The sequence below is a fragment of the Rossellomorea sp. QJM3NY_18 genome, from assembly GCF_056173145.1.
The window spans coordinates 770,962-792,442 of the sequence record NZ_CM149659.1; the positions used below are offsets into that span (position 1 = coordinate 770,962).

Annotated in this window: 24 protein-coding genes and 1 pseudogene; 24 read left to right on the forward strand and 1 reads right to left on the reverse strand. The window is 40.2% G+C overall.

Annotation, left to right across the window (positions count from 1 at the left end; all coding sequences use genetic code 11):
• The first annotated feature begins 8 nt into the window (after positions 1–8).
• From AC0VXY_RS03975 to AC0VXY_RS04035, 13 genes are all read left to right on the forward strand, one after another.
• Positions 9–1,925, forward strand: coding sequence for a T7SS effector LXG polymorphic toxin (locus AC0VXY_RS03975; protein ID WP_475526977.1), 1,917 nt, complete (start codon positions 9–11; stop codon positions 1,923–1,925).
• Positions 1,926–1,941: 16 nt separating this feature from the next.
• The gene (locus tag AC0VXY_RS03980) at positions 1,942–2,199 is read left to right on the forward strand and encodes an Imm59 family immunity protein (RefSeq protein ID WP_475526978.1); all 258 of its coding nucleotides are present in this window, start codon (positions 1,942–1,944) and stop codon (positions 2,197–2,199) included.
• 312 nt (positions 2,200–2,511) lie between these two features.
• On the forward strand, positions 2,512–2,850 hold the full coding sequence (locus tag AC0VXY_RS03985) for a hypothetical protein (protein ID WP_475526979.1): 339 nt from the start codon (positions 2,512–2,514) through the stop codon (positions 2,848–2,850).
• Positions 2,851–2,928: 78 nt separating this feature from the next.
• Entirely contained in the window at positions 2,929–3,159 is a 231-nt protein-coding gene (locus AC0VXY_RS03990) for a hypothetical protein (RefSeq protein ID WP_475526980.1), read from the forward strand.
• Positions 3,160–3,233: 74 nt separating this feature from the next.
• Positions 3,234–3,488, forward strand: coding sequence for a hypothetical protein (locus AC0VXY_RS03995; RefSeq protein ID WP_475526981.1), 255 nt, complete (start codon positions 3,234–3,236; stop codon positions 3,486–3,488).
• A gap of 207 nt (positions 3,489–3,695) precedes the next feature.
• A complete protein-coding gene (locus tag AC0VXY_RS04000; RefSeq protein ID WP_475526982.1) occupies positions 3,696–3,983 on the forward strand; it encodes a hypothetical protein in 288 nt (95 codons plus the stop codon).
• A 100-nt stretch (positions 3,984–4,083) separates the two neighbouring features.
• On the forward strand, positions 4,084–4,692 hold the full coding sequence (locus tag AC0VXY_RS04005; protein WP_475526983.1) for a hypothetical protein: 609 nt from the start codon (positions 4,084–4,086) through the stop codon (positions 4,690–4,692).
• Positions 4,693–4,945: 253 nt separating this feature from the next.
• Positions 4,946–5,986, forward strand: a complete 1,041-nt coding sequence (locus AC0VXY_RS04010) for a thermonuclease family protein (RefSeq protein WP_475526984.1) — start codon at positions 4,946–4,948, stop codon at positions 5,984–5,986.
• Positions 5,987–6,111: 125 nt separating this feature from the next.
• On the forward strand, positions 6,112–6,606 hold the full coding sequence (locus tag AC0VXY_RS04015) for an LURP-one-related/scramblase family protein (protein ID WP_475526985.1): 495 nt from the start codon (positions 6,112–6,114) through the stop codon (positions 6,604–6,606).
• Between the two features lie 493 nt (positions 6,607–7,099).
• Complete coding sequence (locus AC0VXY_RS04020) at positions 7,100–8,821, forward strand: ABC transporter ATP-binding protein (RefSeq protein WP_475526986.1); 1,722 nt, start codon at positions 7,100–7,102, stop codon at positions 8,819–8,821.
• Positions 8,822–8,832: 11 nt separating this feature from the next.
• Complete coding sequence (locus tag AC0VXY_RS04025; RefSeq protein WP_475526987.1) at positions 8,833–9,339, forward strand: MauE/DoxX family redox-associated membrane protein; 507 nt, start codon at positions 8,833–8,835, stop codon at positions 9,337–9,339.
• Between the two features lie 13 nt (positions 9,340–9,352).
• A complete protein-coding gene (locus tag AC0VXY_RS04030; RefSeq protein ID WP_475526988.1) occupies positions 9,353–9,913 on the forward strand; it encodes a thioredoxin domain-containing protein in 561 nt (186 codons plus the stop codon).
• 16 nt (positions 9,914–9,929) lie between these two features.
• On the forward strand, positions 9,930–10,373 hold the full coding sequence (locus AC0VXY_RS04035) for a hypothetical protein (RefSeq protein ID WP_475526989.1): 444 nt from the start codon (positions 9,930–9,932) through the stop codon (positions 10,371–10,373).
• 36 nt (positions 10,374–10,409) lie between these two features.
• Here AC0VXY_RS04035 and AC0VXY_RS04040 read toward each other — a convergent pair whose 3' ends face one another.
• Positions 10,410–11,279 (reverse strand): helix-turn-helix domain-containing protein, encoded by an 870-nt coding sequence (locus AC0VXY_RS04040; RefSeq protein ID WP_475526990.1) that lies wholly within the window; start codon positions 11,277–11,279, stop codon positions 10,410–10,412.
• A 167-nt stretch (positions 11,280–11,446) separates the two neighbouring features.
• Between AC0VXY_RS04040 and AC0VXY_RS04045 the strand changes: the two genes are divergently transcribed.
• From AC0VXY_RS04045 to AC0VXY_RS04095, 11 genes and pseudogenes are all read left to right on the forward strand, one after another.
• On the forward strand, positions 11,447–11,617 hold the full coding sequence (locus AC0VXY_RS04045) for a hypothetical protein (protein ID WP_475526991.1): 171 nt from the start codon (positions 11,447–11,449) through the stop codon (positions 11,615–11,617).
• 199 nt (positions 11,618–11,816) lie between these two features.
• A complete protein-coding gene (locus tag AC0VXY_RS04050; protein WP_475526992.1) occupies positions 11,817–12,098 on the forward strand; it encodes a YwqI/YxiC family protein in 282 nt (93 codons plus the stop codon).
• Positions 12,099–12,110: 12 nt separating this feature from the next.
• Positions 12,111–14,012, forward strand: a complete 1,902-nt coding sequence (locus AC0VXY_RS04055) for a T7SS effector LXG polymorphic toxin (RefSeq protein ID WP_475526993.1) — start codon at positions 12,111–12,113, stop codon at positions 14,010–14,012.
• A gap of 23 nt (positions 14,013–14,035) precedes the next feature.
• The gene (locus tag AC0VXY_RS04060; RefSeq protein WP_324746981.1) at positions 14,036–14,509 is read left to right on the forward strand and encodes an SMI1/KNR4 family protein; all 474 of its coding nucleotides are present in this window, start codon (positions 14,036–14,038) and stop codon (positions 14,507–14,509) included.
• Between the two features lie 228 nt (positions 14,510–14,737).
• Positions 14,738–14,857, forward strand: a complete 120-nt coding sequence (locus tag AC0VXY_RS04065) for an HNH/ENDO VII family nuclease (RefSeq protein ID WP_475527805.1) — start codon at positions 14,738–14,740, stop codon at positions 14,855–14,857.
• A gap of 104 nt (positions 14,858–14,961) precedes the next feature.
• Positions 14,962–15,321 carry an SMI1/KNR4 family protein gene (locus AC0VXY_RS04070; RefSeq protein WP_475527806.1) on the forward strand — a complete coding sequence of 120 codons (360 nt, stop codon included), beginning with the start codon at positions 14,962–14,964 and terminating at the stop codon, positions 15,319–15,321.
• A gap of 277 nt (positions 15,322–15,598) precedes the next feature.
• A pseudogene (locus AC0VXY_RS04075) lies at positions 15,599–16,145 on the forward strand (T6SS immunity protein Tdi1 domain-containing protein).
• 318 nt (positions 16,146–16,463) lie between these two features.
• The gene (locus AC0VXY_RS04080) at positions 16,464–17,741 is read left to right on the forward strand and encodes an extracellular solute-binding protein (protein ID WP_475526994.1); all 1,278 of its coding nucleotides are present in this window, start codon (positions 16,464–16,466) and stop codon (positions 17,739–17,741) included.
• 75 nt (positions 17,742–17,816) lie between these two features.
• On the forward strand, positions 17,817–18,776 hold the full coding sequence (locus AC0VXY_RS04085; RefSeq protein ID WP_435993081.1) for a carbohydrate ABC transporter permease: 960 nt from the start codon (positions 17,817–17,819) through the stop codon (positions 18,774–18,776).
• Positions 18,777–18,797: 21 nt separating this feature from the next.
• Entirely contained in the window at positions 18,798–19,631 is an 834-nt protein-coding gene (locus AC0VXY_RS04090; RefSeq protein WP_034761677.1) for a carbohydrate ABC transporter permease, read from the forward strand.
• Between the two features lie 28 nt (positions 19,632–19,659).
• A complete protein-coding gene (locus tag AC0VXY_RS04095; RefSeq protein ID WP_475526995.1) occupies positions 19,660–21,447 on the forward strand; it encodes a glycoside hydrolase family 66 protein in 1,788 nt (595 codons plus the stop codon).
• Positions 21,448–21,481 lie beyond the last annotated feature (34 nt).

Here is a 21,481-nt window from a genome sequence, read left to right on the forward strand (position 1 = left end):
CGCGACCATTGAAAGTATATGAAGCCCCTACTTTACTAGACGCAATGTCATCACGCCGACATGAATACGAAACATTAAGAGATCAACTGATAACACTTAACCACTCTTTTCAAGCCATTGTGGACCTTGACGATGAATTTCAGGGAAAGGGTGCCGATGCCATTAAAGGTTTCTACGGCGCTCAAATCGATGTCGTTGAGGTTTGGATTCAACTTGCTGAAAGGAACATCGCTTTCTTCGACGGCATTCATGGTGACGCCGATGGGCGAAACCTTGGCAGGGAATCGGTGGAACTTCCATTCCTGGAGGAAGACCTCCGTCAAAGTGAGCGACGATCAGATGAAATGGTCGCTGCACAACAGCAGGGACTTCAAGGAATCCTCAATCGTATAAGCGATTTCCATCCATTGAACGTCTTTTCGAGAGAACGGTTCGATGCCCATATGGAAGACGCGAGGAGGAAACGAGAAGATACACTTGACGCCGTTAATCAATTTGATGAAGAATTAAAACGGGAATATCTTCATTTAGAATCCAGTGAACAGGTACTCACAGGTCTCATGAAGGAGTTAATGGAATCGTCCACGCAGGGCAGCCACATATCACCGCTTTATTTCAATGCGGCAGCCTATTACTCCAGTGACGCCTATCAGCTGACGGATGACATTACAGCCGAGACAGACTCTTATTTGAAATTCAAGGAAGCACAGCAACAGGAAAGAGAGCCCAAGCCACTCCCGGAAGAAGAAGTCAATGAAAATCCGTTCATGGAATCCCTTAACAGCTTTAAAGAAATCGGACAGGATCTCTGGGCCGGGATGGAGAAACGGAATGAAGAGAAGTTTGACTCCGTCTATGATTTTGGAAACTATATTACGGCAGGCGGCCTTGATTTAGGCAAGGGATTCATGAGTGGTCTGAATGAAAGAGCGGAGGTAGCAACCGACTCCGGCTCTGACTTTATCAACTACCTGACAATGGGCGGGATGGACCTTTTCAACGGGGCAGTCAATCCAGAAGACGCCTATTCGAAAGAACACTGGATGAATAGCTTTGGCCTGGCTGCACTTCTTGTCGGAGGTGCCAAACCCGGGTTGAAAGTGAAAGGTGGCACGAATATATCAACCCCTGCACCGAGAGCTGTTCCGAAGGTTTCATTGTCGCATAGATGGGATCAGATACGGTTGGGGATTGATGATCTTTATAACCGACCGATGGTAGCTGCTGATAATGGGATGTTGGTTGGTGGTGAGCCTGGGTGGAGTAGGTTTTCTTACAGGGATAAGGTTGAAGGTGTGAATCCTAAACTTTTGTTGGGAAATTCAAAGTGTAAGGTAGAAGAATTAATAATATATTTAAAAAATTTAGATGGATATAATGGAACTAGTTATGCCAACCAATTTTCTACTTCAGGAAAATGGCCAGAGGAAATTCAAATTCCTAAAGAGCCAAGTGTTTTAAAGCGTGATGGTAGAATAGATTGGTCACAGGTTCCTAATGATGGATTTAAACTGGATTCATCAGGTGCCCCAATAAAGGAACTATATTTTCCAGAAGTTGGTGAGGTGATTGATAGATTTGGACCTAAAGAAGGGAGGTTTACTTCTCCAGTTATTGATGGCGAACCCTATTCTTACGACCAACGTTCTTTACCATATCTTGAAGATACAACAAAATATCATCAATATGAAATTGTTGGGGATTTTAACGATATTGAATCCTATATTAAGAGGACTCCTAACAAAGATTTAAAAGCTGCAATTGAAGGTTATATGAAAAAATATTCTCTGACTTTTGAGGATTTAGTCGTTCAAAAAGGAGAAATTGCTCCAGGTTTTGGATCAATTGGAGGAGGCATTCAATATCAATTACCACTACCAGCAAAACTTTTAGAAGATTTAGGTGTTATAAAAATTTTATTCTAAACAAGGAGGGCTCACAATGAACATAGAGAAAGCAAAAAAAATAATTCAAACTGAACAGTTAGAAAACTATTGTTTTTTCTGCGACGATACCACCAATGAAGGGGTGGTGGTTATTGAGAAAGATGCTAATGAGTGGATAGTATATACAAATAATGAAAGGGCAACGAAAACAGGAGAAAAAAAATATAAAGCTGAAAGTGATGCATTAACAGATTTTATTGAGAGGCTAAGGGGAGACAAAGCAATGCGGAAATATTTAAAAAATTTATTATAGCTATGTAAGCGAAAGTAAGCGCGGGAACGAATCTCGTGCTTTTTTTATTTCTGGAAAGTAATAGAACCTTCCCTATGCTTCAAGACAGGATCTCTGGGGCCTGAATGTAGAAACGAAATGAAGAGAGAAGTTTGACTCCGTTTACGGTCCTGGAAACCTTCCACAAATGTATTGATTGAGAAAGGGATTATAAAACCAATCTACTCTCAACGTCTAAAAAATTTCAAGTAATGGTAGGGAGATATAAAAATGATAGATAAAGCTACTGGTTCATTAATATTGGATGATGGAAAAATAGTTTTAAATTCATAAATGTCTGCTGAGACATTTATGGCTACTCCTTTATCCAAGGGAGGAACTGCTGATAATCGATATTCAATAGAAGAGGCACAAGAAATTAATGGAAAGGACTTCTTTATAACCTTATTTTTTAATGATGGAAAGCTTAAAGAGATACACTTATCAGAGGTAGTGAAAGGGTTATCTTGGAACAGCCGGACAGAAGATGTTGAGATTTCTAAGAAAAATAGTCATGACCATTGGTTATTAAGTGTTTTAGGGAACGAAACTTACCATTATTCTTGGGGGTATGTAGAATCTGTATTTGATAAAAAAGGTTGCGTAAGTTCTATTATTCTAAGATACAATTAATCTAATGATCTATTTAAAGCGTTAGAAGTCAATTTTATAAAAAATAAAATTGATCAGAAAGATTGTGAAATAAGAAAAATGAAAAAAGGTGAATTATTACATTTATTAAGAGAAGCGAATGTATCCAATGATGCTTATAGTTTAACTGGTGGATTACCAAACGAATCTTACTGTTTAAATGAAGAAAAGGATTTTTGGGAAGTATATTACAGTGAACGGGGAAGTAAATCTCAACTAAAGAAGTTTGATTCTGAGGATGAAGCGTGTAAGGATCTATATAATATTATTCGTGAGAATTTTGACTTGTGACAAGGTTTCTACTTTATTCTCTATACATAATGGATAAACATTCCAATTGGTGAAAAAAAGGGAGAAATAATACTTTGACTAAAAAAGAGTTTGAAAAATTTATAGCAATACAAAACATAGACACAAATAAATTAAATATAGTTATTGGAGAAAAGAAGATAATTCCTTATGTCACAGGTTGTTTCGAAGAAGATGGTGTATGGAAAATTTATATGGTAGGGGAACCACAGGACTTTGATATTGTTCAAGAAGGGACAGAAGAGGAAATATTTAGTGTCATGAGTAGCATAACTAAAAGCAGAGTGAAACGTAGTAAAGATATTTCTTAACAGAGAGAGTCACGGTGTTTAACATTTGTGATTCTTTTTTAATGTGAGCGTTTGGTTAAATGGAAGGGAATCCAACCCTCTTTCACAGAAATTTGCCAGGATTTCTGGACCGGGATGGAGAAACGGTGTCGGGGGCTAAGCCCAAAATAGAAAAAGCAGGTAGTCTGAAGTTTCAACTAGGAAATCAAAATATTAAGGTGTAGAATAATGGTATATTATGAACCTGGACAGCTTAATAAAACACTTAATTTTATTAAAGAAGCTGAAAAAGCGAAAGCGAAGCTAGAGTGTGAAATTAAAGCTCACAAATTTGGTCAAGGTAAAGATGGGACAATAAGTCAACTTGAAAATTTCTATAAAGATATCGAATCAATGATTGAAAGCAATAGTCATGTCCCAACATATTCAAAAGCTATTGCTGACTCCTGGGATTTTAATAGTGAACTTGGAAAACAATTATTAGATTTATATGAGGAGTATAAGAAGCTAAGATAACTACCTCTGAAAAAAACAATAAATAAACTTAGGTGTGTAAGCACAGGGACGGTTCTGGTTCTCATGCTTCTTTTACATTAAAAATATGGGAGTGTGAAATTTGAACATCGATGGTATATATCATTTCATTGAGACTGAGTTTAAAGTAATTAAAAGTGAAAAAGACTTTATTTGCGTCGCACCAATAAGTGGAGGGGATTATCCTGAAACCACTGTTAAATTAACTTTAAATGAAGGAATGGATCTTTATGAGCTTTTTGAGGTTAACGAAGGAAAAGCATACAAAGTAGATGTATTTAAAGATAAATATAAATCCATCATAGCTTTATATTTCTTTGCAAAGAGTAAATTGGAAGAAAGAAAATATAATACAGATAGTCACGTTGCGGTTGAAAATGCAGCATCATTTAATGATCTTCAAAGGATGTTAAAAACGTTTTCAGACGACAACTATTATTCACTATTAAAAATGGTGCCGGATAAAATAATATTAGAGAAAAGTACGAATGATAAGTACAATGTTCTATTCTTAGGAAAGCGTGATTCTAAGACGTACATAATTAAATCTAGAAACTTGAATCGTGCAGCTATTGTTCTATGCAATTTTACTTCTAAACTTAGACAATTTTATGGGCTTATTGATAAGACTGAAGTGAAAGATGATAGTGACTTTATTGAAACGTTAAAAGAATTATATCTGTTGGGGTAGCGTTTGAGAAAAATGACAAAGGATGCACGGGGACACGGTTCTCGTGCGTCTTTTTTATGAGGGGGAAGCAGGAGAACCGTCCCCATGCTTCCTTTTTTCAGCCATATACAGAAAAATCTTTACTAAATTGTGAGATTGTCAGATAAATAAGAGATTTTGTAATACAATTAAAATACAAACCCGATTTAAATTACGGAGTTATCCAAAGAGAATCGAGAACGATTTTAACGAAATATTGTAATGAGGTGCTGAAATGAACGGATTACGTGTCACCATGGCTGCCGTGGTCATCATTTTCCCCTTGCTCATGGCGATGATAACGCCGGTAGCATGGGTTGGATTATTGATTGTGGGATTTGGTTTATACCAAACTTCTCAAAAGAGGATGTTCTTCAGGAAGCCAGGCTGGTTGATGATAATCGGAATTCTAGTAGTCATCACCGGGGGCTGTGCATCTCCATCAGATGAAGTGGATCAAGTAGCAACTGAGAATGCTGAGAATGAAGCCGACCAACAGCCAAAAGCAGAGGAAGATAAGAAGGCGGTGGAAGAGAAGAAAGCCAAGGAAGAAGAAGAGCAAGTAGCAAAGGAAAAAGCGGAAGCTGAGAAAGAGCAGCAGGAGCTGGCCGACTCATTCGGATTGGAAGAAGTGCTGGTTTCCCGAGTGGTAGATGGCGATACAGTCGAATTGAAGGATGGAAGAAAAGTCCGGTTCATAGGCGTCAACACCCCTGAGTCCACAACGAGAACAGAAGAATATGGAAAAGAAGCAAGTAACTATACGACCGAAAAGTTAGAAGGCAAGACGGTCTGGCTTCAAAAAGATGTGTCCGAAACGGATCGGTACAATCGTTTCCTGCGTCTTATCTGGCTTGAGATTCCTAAGGATGACTTGGACGAAGAAGAAATCCGGACTAAGATGTTCAATGCGGACCTAGTATTAAACGGATATGCAGAGCCGTCGACCTATAATCCGGATGTGAAGTACAGCGAGTACTTCGCGAAATTTGCCAGGGAAGCAAGGGAGAAGGAAACGGGCCTCTGGGCTTATGATGAAGATGGCACCACCAAAGGGGATCTGGATCTAAAGGAAGAAAAGAAAACAACGACAGCCGCCACACCTAAATCCGGCTCCAGTGCCACAACGGAAGAACCGGCAGCTGCTCAAGGACAAGAGTATTATCAAAACTGTACGGAACTGAGAAAAGTCTATCCGGATGGAGTCCCATCCGATCATCCTGCTTATGCACGGAAGCATGACCGGGATAAGGACGACTGGGCGTGTGAGAGATAAGAGAGAGTACGGGCCATTCCTTTTGTAAGGGAATGGCTTTTGTTTTGGGGTAATAGTAAAAATATTGGAACATGATCCCAACTCAATCGTAGATAATATAAGGACTTAAGTTGGGGAGGGAAATCATGAAACAGCTTTATATCAAACAAAAGGTATTCAGTCTGAGCGGGAAATTCACGGTGAAGGATCATGAGGAGAAGGATCGATATTATGTGGAAGGAAGCTTTATGAAGGTTCCGAAGACTTTCTCCATTATGGATGCAAGCAGGGAAGAAGTAGCGCTGATTACGAAGAAGACGTTCAGCTTCTTACCGAAGTTTTTTGTGGAGGTAAATGGTCAAGAGGTGTTGACGATTAAGAAGGAGTTATCCTTTTTAAAAGCGCGCTATTCAATTGATGCGGGAGGCATTGAAGTGCAGGGTAACTGGTGGGATATGAATTTCCAAGTGTTACAGTATGGCAAAGTGGTTGGTGAAGTGGGTAAGGAGTGGTTCAGTTGGGGCGACAGCTACAGGGTGAACGTCATAAATGAAGAGATGGAAACGATTATGATTGCACTTGTCATTGCGATAGATTGTGTGAAAGCGGATGAATCAGCGGCTGCATCGTCAGCTAACTAGAAGAGAAGCATGGGGACGGTTCCCGTGCTTTTTTCTGTTGAGAAATGAAACCCGATAATATTACTATCTTCATATTCAACTAAGGAAGTGGTCACTAGTTGTCATAATAAATAATAAAACGATCGTAAATCATTGAATACTGAAAATTCTTAATAATAAATAATGTTATATACTCAACAAGTAAGTTCAATTAATAATGAGGAGGTGCTGTCATGCTGAAGAAACTGGCTACTAAACTAAGTGGGGGACCGAGCAAGGTTCCTTGCTACGATGAAAGATGTTCTTGTGGATATGCTTATGAATGTTTAACTTTCTCAGATGGAACAAAAACGTGTAAATGTGTACGTGTATTCTAATTGGTTAAAATGATGCCGGCCTTATAGGTCGGCATCGTGCATCATTTAAAGAAATTGAGAATATTGGTGATTAGATGAGACCGTTTCATTTTATAAAAAAAGCATTGTCCTTGATCTGGGAATCAGGTAAAGTCTGGATGATCATTTCATTACTCATGCGGATTGTATTAGGATTTATACCCCTTGTGTCTGTATTATTGATTCAGAATATTATTAATGAAATTACCCTGTACTTTAATAATGAAAATGAGGGCTTGGGTTCAGTTGTGTGGTTGTTGGTCTTACAGTTTGCCATGTTATTCTTTCAATCGGCTGCCATCAATTTGATGAAGATATTCGACCTGCGAATTGAGCAGAAGCTTGACTATAAATTAGAGAAAAAAATATCGGAGAAGGCTGCGTCTGTACCTCTGTCTTATTTCGATAATACGGAGTTTCATCATCATCACGACAGGATTATGGGGAGTTCTGGCGAACGGTTATTGAGCCCCATTAAAGCTGTATTGGATATAGGTCAGAACATTGTTACGTTAACTTCATTTTTCGTCTTTCTCATTCATATTCACTGGCTGCTGGCGGTAACAAGTGCACTGATGGCCATCCCTGTGTTGATAGTTCAAGGGAAGTTTGGAAATAAGCAGTTTCGATTGTTACGTTATCAAACACCTTCGATCAGGAAAGCCCATTATTTATCTGCCTTGTTGAATGATCGGGATATGGCCAAGGAAATCCGGTTATTTAATTTGAAGGACTATCTATTGAATAAATGGAGTCACCTATTTCAGGAGAATAATACATTACTCTTCAATTTATCGAAGAGGCGGGAAATGGCACATTTAGGATTACAAATGTTCACGGCACTCATCTATGTGTTTAATGCCTTCTTTTTAATTCGATTATTGAAAACAACAACTTTGAAAATAGGTGACTTTGTTGGGGTTATGCAAGCAGTTCAGGGAACTCAGAATACAATCAATGATCTGTCGATTGGAATGGCCAACGTGTTCAGTGAGTTTCTATACATTCAAGATCTATTCTTATTCCTGGAGTTCGAGGATCAGTCATTGAACATCGTGAAAGGGAAGAACAACTTTCCGGAGACCCTGGACCAAGGAATTGAATTTGATTCTGTATCCTTTAAGTATCCCCATAGTGATAGGGAAGTACTGAAAAACATTTCGTTTATCCTACGTCCCGGAGAAAAAATTGCCATAGTGGGTGAGAACGGATCTGGTAAGACAACTTTAGTGAAATGTCTGATGGGACTTTATCCGGTGACACATGGTGGGATCTATTTTGATCAAATTCTCCTAGAAGACATTAAGCAAGAGGAATTATATAAGAACCTCACAGTGATATTCCAGGATTTTGTAAAGTACAATATGAGCGTTAAGGAAAATATTACAATTAGTCTACATGAAGATGAAAGCAATGAAATCAAAATGATGGATGTTGCAAAACAAACAGGCGTCGATTCTTTTGTATCCCGATATAGTGCGAAATATGAAACAATTCTAGGGAAAATTTTGTTTGAAGGGGAGGATTTATCGGGAGGTCAATGGCAGAAGGTGGCGCTCGCCAGGTCCCTTTTTAAAAGTGGCCAAATCTTCGTTCTTGATGAACCAACGGCTTCTCTCGATCCGAAAGCAGAGCTTGAGGTGTTCAAGCAATTCGAAGTCTTAACGAAACAAAAGACCACGATTTACATCTCTCATAGAATGGCTTCAGCAAGAATAGCAGACAGGATCCTTGTCATGAAAAATGGAGAGTTAGTGGAGATGGGTCATCATGATGAATTAATCACTCACGATTCAGAATACGCCCGATTATTTAATATGCAGGCAAGATGGTATGCATAGAAAGGAGACCTATGGAATATTTAGCATTATACTCTTCTGTCATTTTGTCCATTCTATTTCTTTCGACGGGCTTTGATAAGTTCATTCATTTCAAAAAGCATCTTTTCTCTGTGAAGAGTTATGATCTGCTTCCGAACATTCTCGTCCAACCAGCAGTCGTTTTTCTTGGTGTTTTGGAGTTGTTCATTGCTGCTGGTTTGATGAGTGGGTTTCACTTAAATCTCGCCCTTGGTTGCGGGTTCTTCCTTTTAACATCCTATTCGTGGGCGATGATTCAACCATTAAGGACGGGAAGAAAGATAGATTGTGGATGCGGGGGGCTGATTGGTAGTCAAGCCATTACCAAGAAATCTGTATGGAGGAATGGTGCATTGATTTGTTGCTTGCTGATGGTCTATCTTTTCTCTGGAGTGAATCAATATCATCTTGATTCTCTCCTGCCGGCAGTGTTGACTTCAATAACGGCGGTGTTAGTCGTCTTCAGTTTATCTAAGTTAGTCGAATTGAAAAAAATATAAAGGAGGGATCCGTGTGGAGCTACCATGGATGATCGCATATATTATACAATGGGCAGTCATTGCCGTTTTACTCATACTGTTCTATCAAACCCTTAAATTAGTAGGGGAATATATTCGCAAGGTAGAGAAGATGGAGAGGCATGGCAAAGGGGGATTATCATTTAATACCCATTTTCCTGAATATCAGGCAGAATCCATTTCTACATCTGGAAAAGTCGATACAATGAGCGGAAAAAAGTATCAATTCTTATTATTTGTATCACCCACTTGTATGGCGTGTGAAGATGTTCTAACCAATCTCCACCGAATTCAATTACCCCAACACCAAGAAATTGCCGTGGTTTCCATGAAGGATGAGAAGCAATCACACTTGAAATACTTCCATATCTTAAAGGAAAAGAATATCCCCATGGTTCTGGATAATGATCTATTTTTCAAATTGGGCATTCCGAGTCTGCCCTATGGTATCGCCATTGACGCCAAGCGAAACATTATTCAATACGGAGAGGCAGGCAGTCTGAAAGATATACAAGAAATGATTGCTATCTCTTTAAGAGAAGAAACCGTATCATAATAAGGGAGGCAATAGAATGAAGAAACTACTAACGGGGTTGACCCTAACAGGACTCTTACTATCAGGATGTTCCAGTGCCCCTCAAGAAAAGCAATACACCATCGCTGAAGCGACTGATAATGGGGACACGATTGTAAATGAAGAGGGAAAAGTAGAAAATCTGGATAAACTATTATCCTTTATAGAGGATGTTAAGGCTGATAAGGAATCGGAACTGATCCTCTCGAATTTCTCGAATCGTCAAGTGACGCTAAATAAAATGAAGTTCGATGGAGAATCGTTGACGTATGAACTAACAGATGGTAAAGGGGAAGAACGGGTGAACACGAGCTGCAAGAGCATTGAGGAAAGAACTGGATCCATCTCTTTACAAGAATGCGAAGGTGATTCACCAGTAATCGGCCTCGTGCAAGTATCTGAGTACCAAATAAATAAAACCAAAGCATCTATGAACGAGTAAAAGCATCCCGCTTAGGATGCTTTTTTCATGTGAGTCTCACGCGTCTTTCATTTGTGTGATGAGGCTTTGAGTCATATTGATATTCTTTTCGCTTTTCAGTAAGTGATAAGCCATTTTGGCATACTGGAGATGAGTGATGGCTGACTCCTTATTATGCAGCTTGATGAAGTTTCGTCCCAGCATGAAATAGAGATCACCCAGTGCATATAAGTAGTGATGTTCAGTACAATAGGTAATTCCCTTATTGCAATACATGATGGATTCATTAAACTTTTCTGTGTGATATAAAACATAGGCATAGTTGTAATAGGATCGAATGACGATTTTATCATTTAATAGTGGCAGGTTCTGATTAAGGTGGCTGAACACGGTTTGGTATTCTTTCTGCGCCTCATTGTATCGTTTCGCTTCTATTAGTAGGTTGCATTTGGTAATGAGAATTTCTAAGTCTTCTTCCGATAGATTCTTTTTGGTGCTGTAGGACATTTCCAGTGCAGAATTAATCAGGGCTAGTGCTTGATCAAGGTCATTTTTTATAAAAAAAGCACAAAGGCTCTCATGCCATGTGAAGATCTTTTGATAACGAATGTCTTTAAATAAAGGATTGTTCTTTTGGGAATGGATTAACTTGCGTACCTGATCGTAGTCTCTTGCCGCCCTGGCATTTCGTAATTGTTTATAAACCTCGCTGAAGTAGTCATATCGCTCATTATAAGCAGGATTGATTAGTGCAGAGATGGGAACTCCCAGTCTTTCAGATAGTCTATAAACGGTTTCAGCGGAGGGAGACACACTTCCCCCTTCCAATCGGCTGATGAAAGATTGAGTGCAAATATCTTTAGCCAGCTCACCCTGTGTCATGTTGATCTTCTGACGCAACTCTTTGATTCTCTCTCCAATGTTCATAACTATCCCCTACGTAAAATATTCGTAAACTCATATCGTTAGTCAAATAACGATTAAAGAGCACCTATTTATTAGTATAAAGATAGTATATCAAATAAGACTAAAGATTCACAAAAATCCATAATAAGTTATTATGTAGTTACATGATCACAAAGGGGATATGAAACATGAAAAACTCGGCAAAACTACTATTATTGTCATTATTACTATTTGTCAATGCAGGTAACCTGTCTCACACAGCAAGCCAAACTCCCAAGGATTCTTCGTATAAGGCCTATAGCTCTATAGATGTCATCACTCCAGACAGTGATGAAGAAGATCCTGGGACATTAAGTTAAAAGAAGCACGGGGACGGTTCCCGTGCTTCTTTTTTCTGTCAATGGAAGCAGCAGAACCGTCCCCGTGCTTCCGTTACTTATTTCCTATTTCTAGAAAAACCTAGCTTCAGAATAGAATGACCACAGAAACGATGGTACGATAGTCTATGAATTGGAATTTTATAGGATATTAAATGTTAAATAGAAAGGACCGATCCATATGCACACTGAAATCCAGATTAAGTATTCAGAGACGGAGAGGGCGCTCTCGAAGCTTCGTCAGACGATTGACGCTTGGAATACAGCGTACCCAAGGCATATTGGCGGGGCGAATGAACTTGAGGTCATCAATAAGCTCAATGAACTCAATGAGCAATGCCAGAAGATGCTTGAAAGCTATCAGCAGCTTTTGATGGAAAATCAGACAGCCACGCAACTTTCCGTAGAAGGCATGGAAGAAACCGATCGTACTCTTTCTTCTACCATGACCTTGAGCCGGTAAGGGAGGCACTCTATGAAAATATTGGATGTTGACGGTTTTCAACTTGGAATGAAGGAAATAGAAGAAACCCTGTCCTCTCAGAAAGATCAGGCACAACAGATTGAAAGAGCCGTTAAGGAAGTCGTCCATCTGGATGATGCGTTTAAGGGGGAGGGCGGGAATGCAATTCGGGATTTCTACCGGAATCAGCATCTACCCATGCTGGAACAATACCAGTTGTTTTTATCCGACTATCAATCCGTCATCAGACAGATGAAGGAGGCCCTCGGTCACGTGGAGCCATCGCCTGACGGGTTCATGAGGCAGAGCTTCTTGGACAACGAAGTGGAGGAAGATCTTCACCATGCACGGCAGATAACGGTGGAACTGACAGAGGAAGCCAATGCCACCATCAGAAGTGTATCAGACATCGTATCGGTGCCAAGAATCCAGGAGTGGTCGTTTTTACAGCAGGTGACCCATGCCCAGGAGGAAAAAGAACGGAGCCTCCGAAAGCTGCATGAGTTCGACCATACTCAAACGGCTTCTCTATCTTCCCTTGAAGAACAGGTCCATACGATGACGCAGCAAATCGCTCGGCTCCAAACTGTTTTTCAAAAAGGAAAGCTTGGTATAATAGAGAAGAAGGCTCATCAGGAAGACTCATCGTTTTTATCCAAACTATCCGAATTTACATCGGTCATGGCCAAAAATAAAGTATCCGAGTTTCTTGGAACCGTGGAAGGAGCTCTGTTTGCGATCGTCGATATCGTCAGCGATCTCGTCGACACGCTCATCGCCCTGTTCACCGATCCCATTGGATTCTTCAAAGGCATTATTCATACCGTCCTTCACCCCATCGACACGGCGAAGTACATATGGAGAGACCTGAAACAATCCTTTGAAGAAGAAGTCGTCAACGGAGACGTGCGAAGCAGGGCGAGATACTTTTCCTACGCGGGAACCTACATCGCCGCGTCCATTTTCGGTGCGAAAGGCATAGACAAAGCCGGCAAGATGGGTAAAGCCGGCAAAATGAGCTCAAAGACAGACGTTCCCTACAACGTCATGTCCACAGCCAAAATCAAAACCTTCATCCACGACGGAGTCAAAAGCACCTTTGGAAAAGTGGAGGACACTGCTCATCAGCTGCTTTCTTCCCGAACTGGGAAAAGGGTACTGGGACTGAACGCTTTTTCTGGACATCTTCAAGAGCTATTCCGGAAGACCAAAAATGTCCTGAATCCAGGAAAAGTGAAATCGGTGATGGAGAAGACGTATCAAAAGGTAGTGGCCGGTCCGGTTTCGAGGGTTGCTCAGTCCGATGCTTTCTCCAGGATGGGGAAGGTGTTGTTGAATGAGGATGGGCATGTGGTGGTTTTTGGGAAGGAGAAGGGTCGAAGGGTTGGAAATGAGGGTATAGTTAAAAGTAAGGAAGTCAATGAAACAAATTTAAGAAATATTGATGATTTTATTAGTGGTAATAAGAAATTTGATGAAGTAATTGAAGACTACGCAAAAGTATATAAAAAACATGTAGACTTAAACAAACCTTGGTCATGGGACGACACCATTCCCGGTGGAGATAGTTTATCTTCTGCTCAAAAACGAAAGATTAAAGAAATGGCTATAGAAAAAGGGCACATTCCTGAAATAAAGGTTACAAAAGTAGCTGGAATGAGATACGGATTTGCTGACTTCGCAAGAGCAGGTGTTGTAGAAGAAACTGTACAACTACCAGAAGTGTTTTGGAAGTTATCGGACAAAGAACAGTTTAAGTGGTTGGATGAACAAATAGGCGGTACAAGAAAAGGAATGACATGGCATCATACAGAAGTTCCTAGTAGAATGGAGTTAGTTCCCTTTGGTATTCACAATATTACACCTCATAATGGAGGAAGAACAAAAGGAATGTGGGCAGACGCTCCTAGGTAACAACTTTGAGGAGGTATTGAAATATGGAATTCAAGGATGGATCAATTATATATCCCTTGCCGGATGATACATTATTATTTGAAAAAGAAAGCAAGTGGAGAATAAAATTACCAGATTCATATAAAGAATTTATAAAAAAATACAATGGTGGTATTCCTATAAAGGATAGTTTTAAGTGTAATAACCACATGTATGCGATTGATAGGTTTTTATGTACTTTGCAAGTAACTGGGGAAAGAGAAGATGAGTATTACGACATAGGAGTAGTTCGAACACAATTGGAAGAAAGAATTGTGTTTGATGAAGATTTAGTAGGTACTGAACTCTTACCGATAGCTGTATTATTTGCAGGTGACTTTGTATGCTTAGACTACAGTAAAAATGGTGAAGAGCCTACAGTTTGCGTGTGGAATCATGAAGAGTCTTCAGATTTGAATCCCGTAACATATATGATCAATAGTAGCTTCGAAGGATTTCTAAATATGTTAACAGAATAGATTCAAGTTTTATAAATATAAACTTGAATAGAATACTCTTAAATCAGAATTATCTAAAGCACTTGATTGTCCTTAATAGGCAACAGGTGCTTTTTTGTAAAAAAATAGGCAGAAGATATTAGACTTGGTGTATGATGTGGAGATATTGAAGTCTTATAGATATGTGAAAAACATAGAAGAGTGGAGGCACGGCCATATATTTCGTGCTTGTTAAAATGAATAGGGAGAATATGGTGCCACCTTGGTGGGAGTTTTAAAAACGACCCCATATTAGGAAAGCAATACGATAATTTTAGAAGTAAATATTGGAGATGGAGAGCTAATCAGATAGATAAAATTGAATTGTAAAGGAGGAACCTGGAATGAATAAAGAGGAATTATCAAACCTTGTTAATGAGCATAAGGAATCAGATGACTTTACAGGCGGAGTAGATGAAATTTAAATTCATTCAATTGAAAATGAGCTAGGGGTGGAATTACCAAAAAGTTTCAAGTGGTTTTTAACTACTTATGGTTCTGGTGGGCTATTTGGTGTTGATATTTTAGGAGTGGCTAAGTCAAATAGAACTCCTGTGGTTGTGAGTACTAAGAGATATAGAGAGTTAGGAATGGAAAAGGAACTAGTAGTTATTGAAGATGCTGGAGAATATGTTTATTGTCTTAATACGAGTGAAATGGAAAATAATGAGTGCCCGGTAATAGTGTGGAATAGGACAGGGGGGCTTGATGATTTCAGTACGGCAAAGAATTTTTATGAGTTTTTATCACAAAGGTTACTGAGCGCAAAAGAAGCATGGGAAGAAGATCTTTGAGATTGAAAATAGAAACAAAATATCTTATGTAGCTTATTATAAAGCACTTGATTGCCTACTAGGTAACAGGTGTTTTGTTTTACGTGAGTGATCTTGGTTTTCATCTGTCATAAGGAATTGACAAAGTAAATTTCTTCATCAAAAACATCAATTCTATATATCCATTTGTGACCATTTAGGAATTTACTCTTTTATCTCCTAAACCGCCAATGATGTCTGCTCTTAAAGAATAATCATGTAAATGAGAAATTAACTAAATAGTCTAAGGGGGTATTTATTGAGAACTATATTTAGCGATTTTATAAAAAATGAAAAAATTGATGAAGATGTTATTTTAAAATACAAGGCTAAACTTCCTGGAGAATTAATAGAAACTTGGGAAAGGTATGGTTATGGTACTTTTCTAAATGGCTTTATAAAAGTTATTAATCCAGACGATTATTTGGATATTTTAGAGAGAAGCTATTTAAGGTATGAGCAGGCGATTCCCATTTTTGCAACAGCGATGGGTGATATTATAGTATGGGAAAAGGGTAAGTATGTAAATTTAATAAACTATCGAAAAGGATATGTTAATGTTGTTTCATCCGGGTTTGAATTCTTTTTTGATGACTTAAAAGATTCAGACTTTATGAATGATGAATTAATGTGGCAGCCTTATCCCGATGCGCTTAGAACCTACAGTGGCCCCTGACTATGATGAGTGTTTTGGATACACTCCTTTATTAGGGTTAGGTGGAAATGAAAAAGTAGAAAACTTAAGCAAAGTGAAATTGAAGGAACATATTCTGGTTATTACTGAGTTTATGGGACCAGTTCAGTAAAAGTCCGAAATTCATTTACTGGTCGAACTACTAAACCACTTGCTTTAGGCAGCAGGTGGTTTTCACTTTGAAAGACTTAAGTAATCCTTACAGGTAGAAAATCCAATGTCGTAGACGAAGCAACAGAACTGTCCCCATGCTTCCAAAAAAAGTGTCATATCTCTCTAAATCAGAGACATATGACACTTTTTTTATTTCCACAACGATCCCACCTCCTAAAACAATCAAATATATAACACCATCACAAAAATGTAAGCGGTTTTATGATGAAGCGCTTTCATGGAAAATGTAGTTATAGAAAAGGGAGGGGTTAAGGATATGAAGGCTTGGAAGAAGTTTATGACAGGTGCAGCTATATCCACGATGTTATTTGCTGGAGGCTGCAGTGGGGGATCGAGTGAGACTGGATCTGAGAGCAGTGGTGATAAGGTCGTGTTGGATTATTGGCATACGTATAGTGATCAGGAAGAAGTCATTCTTAATGAGAAGATCAAACCATTGTTTGAAAAAGAACATCCTGATATTGAGTTGAAGCTTACGAGGATGCCTTATGAAGGATTGAAACAGCAGGTGATTGCCGGGGTTTCCGGTGGGGAAGCACCTGATTTGATGCGTATGGATATTGTGTGGGTTTCTGAGTTTGCCAAGATGGGCGCCCTTCAGGAAGTAAGCGGTATGGACGGGTTCGAGGAAGTAAAGAACAGTGTCTTTGAAGCTCCAATGGCTACGAATATCTATGACGGTAAGTACTATGGAGTACCGGTAAATACGAATACGAAAATAGCAATCTATAATAAAGACTTACTTGAAAAAGCAGGCTACAAAGATGCTCCGAAAACGATGGATGAGTTGAAGGATGCAGCGAAGAAAGCGGTCGATGCAGGCGCTAAAGGCGGAATTGGCATCGGAGGCAGTAACGCTTGGGGATTCCTTCCGTATTTCTGGAGTCTTGGCGGTAAGATGACCAATGATGATTATACAAAGTTCGATGGCTATTTAAATAGTAAAGAAAGCATTGCTGCGGTTGAAGAAATGGCAAATTGGCAGAAGGACGGGCTTCTTTCACCTACGATTCTAGGCGGAGAACCGGGCGCTTGGGATGGTATGAAAGAAGATCAATATCTCATGCTGGATGACGGCCCTTGGTTCTACAGTATTCTTGGGAATGAAGAAGGAAGTAAGTTCAATCCGGAAGAAGAGACTGTGAGTGGTTTGATTCCTGAAGGTCCTGGTGGAAGCCGTTCTGTTATCGGCGGTGAGAACCTTGTTACATTTGCAGGTTCCGAGCATCCTAAAGAAGCATGGGCGTTTGCGAAATGGATGTTGACGGAAGAGCCTCAGAAACTGATGGCAGAAGCGGGGTTGATTCCTACGAATAAGAGCGCTGCGAATGATCCAAGCGTGATTGAGAATCCGATTGTCGAGAAATACGTAAAGCAGCTTGAAACAGCGCTGCCACGTACTCCGATTGCTGAATGGTCTGAAATTGAAGCGGTCATTAACTTGGACTTCGAGAAAGTGATGCGCGGAGAAATGAAAGCGAAAGAAGCAATGGATGATGCAGCGAAGAAAGCGGACGCTATTCTTCAACAGTAATTTCGACAAGAGAAGATACTCACCGATCTGGTGCAGTATCTTCTTTCATTAATAAGGACATAAGGAGGGAGCAAGGTGGAACCGAAACTTAATAATAATGACAGTGATATTATTCTTTCTACAAAAAAACCATTTTCCGAGCGGTTCAGAAAAGGGGCAAAGCAGTGGTTGGAAGTCTCGCCGTTTCTGCTCATTGGGCTTGCAGGGGCAACTATATTTGTCATTTATCCTCTGATAAAGGGGATTGTCATGAGCTTTCAAGACTATAACATCATTCCAGGTGCGGAAAGTCCTTTTGTCGGGTTGGAGAATTATAAAAAGGCTTTTTCGGACCCGGCTTTTGCGTACGCCGTCAGGAATACATTTCTCAATACAGTCGTGACGGTGCCGATCAACTGGTTTTTAGGACTGCTTTTTGCTGTGTTGATCAATATTCAATTTGTTAAGTACAAGATTACGTTCAGGACGTTGTATTATCTTCCGATTATCACGTCATGGATTGTCGTTGCATTCCTTTTCCGTTATTTGTTTGCAGATGGGGATAACGGGTTGATCAACTTTGCCCTCGTCCATCTCGGAATCGTGGATGAGCCGATCAGCTGGCTGCAGAATCAGTGGACAGCGATGATCGTCATCTGGCTATTCCACATCTGGAAAACAGTGGGGTGGACAGTGGTCATCTATTTAGCAGCCCTCCAAGGAATTCCGAAGAATCTTTATGAAGCGGCAGCAATCGACGGGGCAAGCGGAATAAAGGCTTTCAGGTTTGTCACGATACCGATGCTTCGTCCGATTACGGCATTTGTCATCATTAATTTAATCATGGGTGCCTTTAACTTTTTCCCGCAGGTGTATTTCATCACGAACGGCGGACCGATGGGGCAGACAGAAGTGCTCCAAAGCATGATTTACAAACAGGCGTTCAGTAACTTTAACTTTGGGTATTCTTCAGCGCTGGGTGTGATGATGGGTCTGACGATCTTCCTGATTACATTCACGCAACAGAAGAAATTGAGCAATCAGAAATTCATGTAGATAGAAGAGGAGGGTAAACGTATGAATGGGAACTTTTTTAGTAAATTGGTAGTTTATCTGTTTCTCATTTTGGGGGTCGTCGTCTTTATCACACCTTTCATCTATATGGTGATGACGACATTCATTAACGGGGCATACTCACTTCCGAAGCCACAGGAAGTGTTCACGGCAGTCCCTAATTTTGAAAACTATGAAATTGTCTGGAACAAGAATAACTTCTTTCGTTATTTCTTAAACAGCTTGCTGGTAGCAGGTGTGGCCACGGTGGGAAGTGTTTTTCTTGGAGCGTTGACAGCTTATGCCTTTGTCCGGTTTACGTTTCCAGGCAAAGAACTGTTATTCAGGATCTTTTTATTCACGATGATGATTCCTCTTGTGCTTGCCATCGTTCCTCAATTTACCGTCATTAAGAACCTTGGACTTGTTAACACTTACTGGGGCTTGTGGTTATTGTATATTGGCGGTGGTGTGGTCGGTTCTACTTTCTTCCTGAGAGGGTTTTTTGAGACCGTACCGAAGGAATTGGAAGAATCCATTTTGATGGATGGAGGGGGAAACTGGACCATTTTCAGAAGGATCTATCTGCCTCTTTCAAAGCCTGCCCTCGGTACAATGGCCATTTTCTCATTCTCGGGGACATGGGATGAATATTTCGTTGCGTTGACGATCATCAAGGATGAAGCGATGAGAACATTGCCGATTGCGCTTATGATGTTCCAGGGCAAATATGCGAGTAACTGGTCTTGGATATTTGCGGCTTCCTTGATTGCGATTCTGCCAGTGATCATTATTTATATCATCTTCCAGAAGAAGTTTGTACAGAGCGGACATTCAGAAGGAGCGGTCAAAGGATAACTCATATAAGAGGAATAGGGTGAGAGTAATGGGGAAAAAGAGAAGCCTGGCCGTTCTGGCAAGCATGTCACTTACAGCAGCGATGCTTTTCGGTTGTGTGAATTCAAATTCTGAACCTGTTTTTCAAGCGGAGACGATTCAACAGGGGAAATGGGTGGATGAACTGAGCACAGATCAAGCCGCCTATGCACCGGGGGAATCTGTGAAGCTTTCGTTATCACTGAACAAAAAAGTAAAAGAAGGAAAAATACAGGTTCAGTATAAACACTTGGCAAAAACAGTGAAAGAGGAAGAATTCGATCTGAAAGATCAAGACATATCGTGGTCATGGAAACCCGAAGAAGATGATTTTAAAGGGTATATGGTAGAAGTGTATGTAAAACAAGGAGATGAGGTCATTGATCACCAGAACATAGGTGTTGATGTATCCTCCGATTGGGCCAAGTTTCCGAGGTACGGGTACCTTGCCGATTTTTACGACATGGAAGCTGATCAGCAGGAAGAATTGATCGACAATTTAAATCGATTCCACATCAATGGGCTTCAATTTTACGACTGGCAGTACAAACATGAGAAGCCCCTGAAGATGCAAGATGGTGAACTTGCGGAAACCTGGCCGGATATTGCCAACAGGGAAGTATCACGGGATACAATCGAACGCTACATTGCCCTTGCCCATGAAAAAAATATGAAGGCGATGAATTATAATCTCCTTTTCGGCAGCTATGAAAATGCTGAGAGTGAGGGAGTAAAAAAAGAGTGGGGACTATTCAAGGATCCGGATGCCGAAGAGCAGGATCACCATCCCCTTCCCGATAATTGGGCGAGTGATATTTACCTGATGGATCCTTCCAATAATGGGTGGCAGGATTTCATCATAAAGGAAGAAAAACAAGTGTTTAATCATTTGGATTTTGACGGATGGCACGTCGATCAGCTCGGTGATCGGGGCGTACTTTGGAATGGTGAAGGAAAGACGGTAGACCTTTCGACTACGTATGTGCCATTTTTGAATGAAGCGAAAAAGGAACTGGGCGTCGACCTGGTCATGAATGCCGTTTCCCAGTATGCACAAGGGTATATCGCTTCCCAGGCACCGGTGAGCTTCCTCTATTCGGAGCTTTGGGATGCCCATAATACGTATTCAAGTCTTAAAGGTGTCATTGATCAGAATAGTAAGTACAGTAAAGGAAAGCTGAATACTGTTCTGGCTGCCTACATGAACTATGATTTTTCTGACTCCATGGGAGAATTCAATACGCCCGGTGTTTTGATTACGAATGCGGTCATTTTCGCTTCTGGAGGGTCTCACTTGGAACTTGGAGAAAATATGCTTTCGAAAGAATATTTCCCTCATAAGAAATTAAGCATGAGTGATGAACTGAAAACCGAATTGACAAGATACTATGACTTCCAAGTAGCCTATCAGAATCTTCTTCGTGATGGCGGAGTGGAAGCGGAAAAAGAAGTGAAGATAGAAGGGGATCTTACCATCTCCGATCAGCCGAAGCTCGGCTCCATCTGGTCATTTGCCAAAAAGAAAGAGGATAAAGAGCTTATTCATCTGATTAATTTCACTGATGCTTCTTCGCTGGAATGGCGGGATAATCAAGGGTCACAGCCTGAACCTGAGGGGGAAAAGAATATCGAAGTGGAAGTGAAGGCTGGGGGGAAGGTAGATAAGATCTGGGTGGCAACACCTGATGCCTACCAGGGTTCCCCTCTGGAGATTGATTTTAAGCAAAAAGGGGACTCGATTACGTTCACCGTCCCTTCCCTAAAGTATTGGGACATGGTCGTGATCGACTATAAATAGGACCTATTGCTCCGGTTAAGAAGGAGAGATATGA

What these genes read in the sequence shown, in the direction of transcription:
- AC0VXY_RS03980 (WP_475526978.1), top strand. Translation starts at nt 1,942, where the DNA reads ATGAACATAGAGAAAGCAAAAAAAATAATTCAAACTGAACAGTTAGAA.
- AC0VXY_RS03985 (WP_475526979.1), top strand. Translation starts at nt 2,512, where the DNA reads ATGTCTGCTGAGACATTTATGGCTACTCCTTTATCCAAGGGAGGAACT.
- AC0VXY_RS03990 (WP_475526980.1), top strand. Translation starts at nt 2,929, where the DNA reads ATGAAAAAAGGTGAATTATTACATTTATTAAGAGAAGCGAATGTATCC.
- AC0VXY_RS04000 (WP_475526982.1), top strand. Translation starts at nt 3,696, where the DNA reads ATGGTATATTATGAACCTGGACAGCTTAATAAAACACTTAATTTTATT.
- AC0VXY_RS04010 (WP_475526984.1), top strand. Translation starts at nt 4,946, where the DNA reads ATGAACGGATTACGTGTCACCATGGCTGCCGTGGTCATCATTTTCCCC.
- AC0VXY_RS04015 (WP_475526985.1), top strand. Translation starts at nt 6,112, where the DNA reads ATGAAACAGCTTTATATCAAACAAAAGGTATTCAGTCTGAGCGGGAAA.
- AC0VXY_RS04020 (WP_475526986.1), top strand. Translation starts at nt 7,100, where the DNA reads ATGATCATTTCATTACTCATGCGGATTGTATTAGGATTTATACCCCTT.
- AC0VXY_RS04025 (WP_475526987.1), top strand. Translation starts at nt 8,833, where the DNA reads ATGGAATATTTAGCATTATACTCTTCTGTCATTTTGTCCATTCTATTT.
- AC0VXY_RS04035 (WP_475526989.1), top strand. Translation starts at nt 9,930, where the DNA reads ATGAAGAAACTACTAACGGGGTTGACCCTAACAGGACTCTTACTATCA.
- AC0VXY_RS04040 (WP_475526990.1), bottom strand. Translation starts at nt 11,279, where the DNA reads ATGAACATTGGAGAGAGAATCAAAGAGTTGCGTCAGAAGATCAACATG.
- AC0VXY_RS04045 (WP_475526991.1), top strand. Translation starts at nt 11,447, where the DNA reads ATGAAAAACTCGGCAAAACTACTATTATTGTCATTATTACTATTTGTC.
- AC0VXY_RS04050 (WP_475526992.1), top strand. Translation starts at nt 11,817, where the DNA reads ATGCACACTGAAATCCAGATTAAGTATTCAGAGACGGAGAGGGCGCTC.
- AC0VXY_RS04055 (WP_475526993.1), top strand. Translation starts at nt 12,111, where the DNA reads ATGAAAATATTGGATGTTGACGGTTTTCAACTTGGAATGAAGGAAATA.
- AC0VXY_RS04060 (WP_324746981.1), top strand. Translation starts at nt 14,036, where the DNA reads ATGGAATTCAAGGATGGATCAATTATATATCCCTTGCCGGATGATACA.
- AC0VXY_RS04080 (WP_475526994.1), top strand. Translation starts at nt 16,464, where the DNA reads ATGAAGGCTTGGAAGAAGTTTATGACAGGTGCAGCTATATCCACGATG.
- AC0VXY_RS04090 (WP_034761677.1), top strand. Translation starts at nt 18,798, where the DNA reads ATGAATGGGAACTTTTTTAGTAAATTGGTAGTTTATCTGTTTCTCATT.
- AC0VXY_RS04095 (WP_475526995.1), top strand. Translation starts at nt 19,660, where the DNA reads ATGGGGAAAAAGAGAAGCCTGGCCGTTCTGGCAAGCATGTCACTTACA.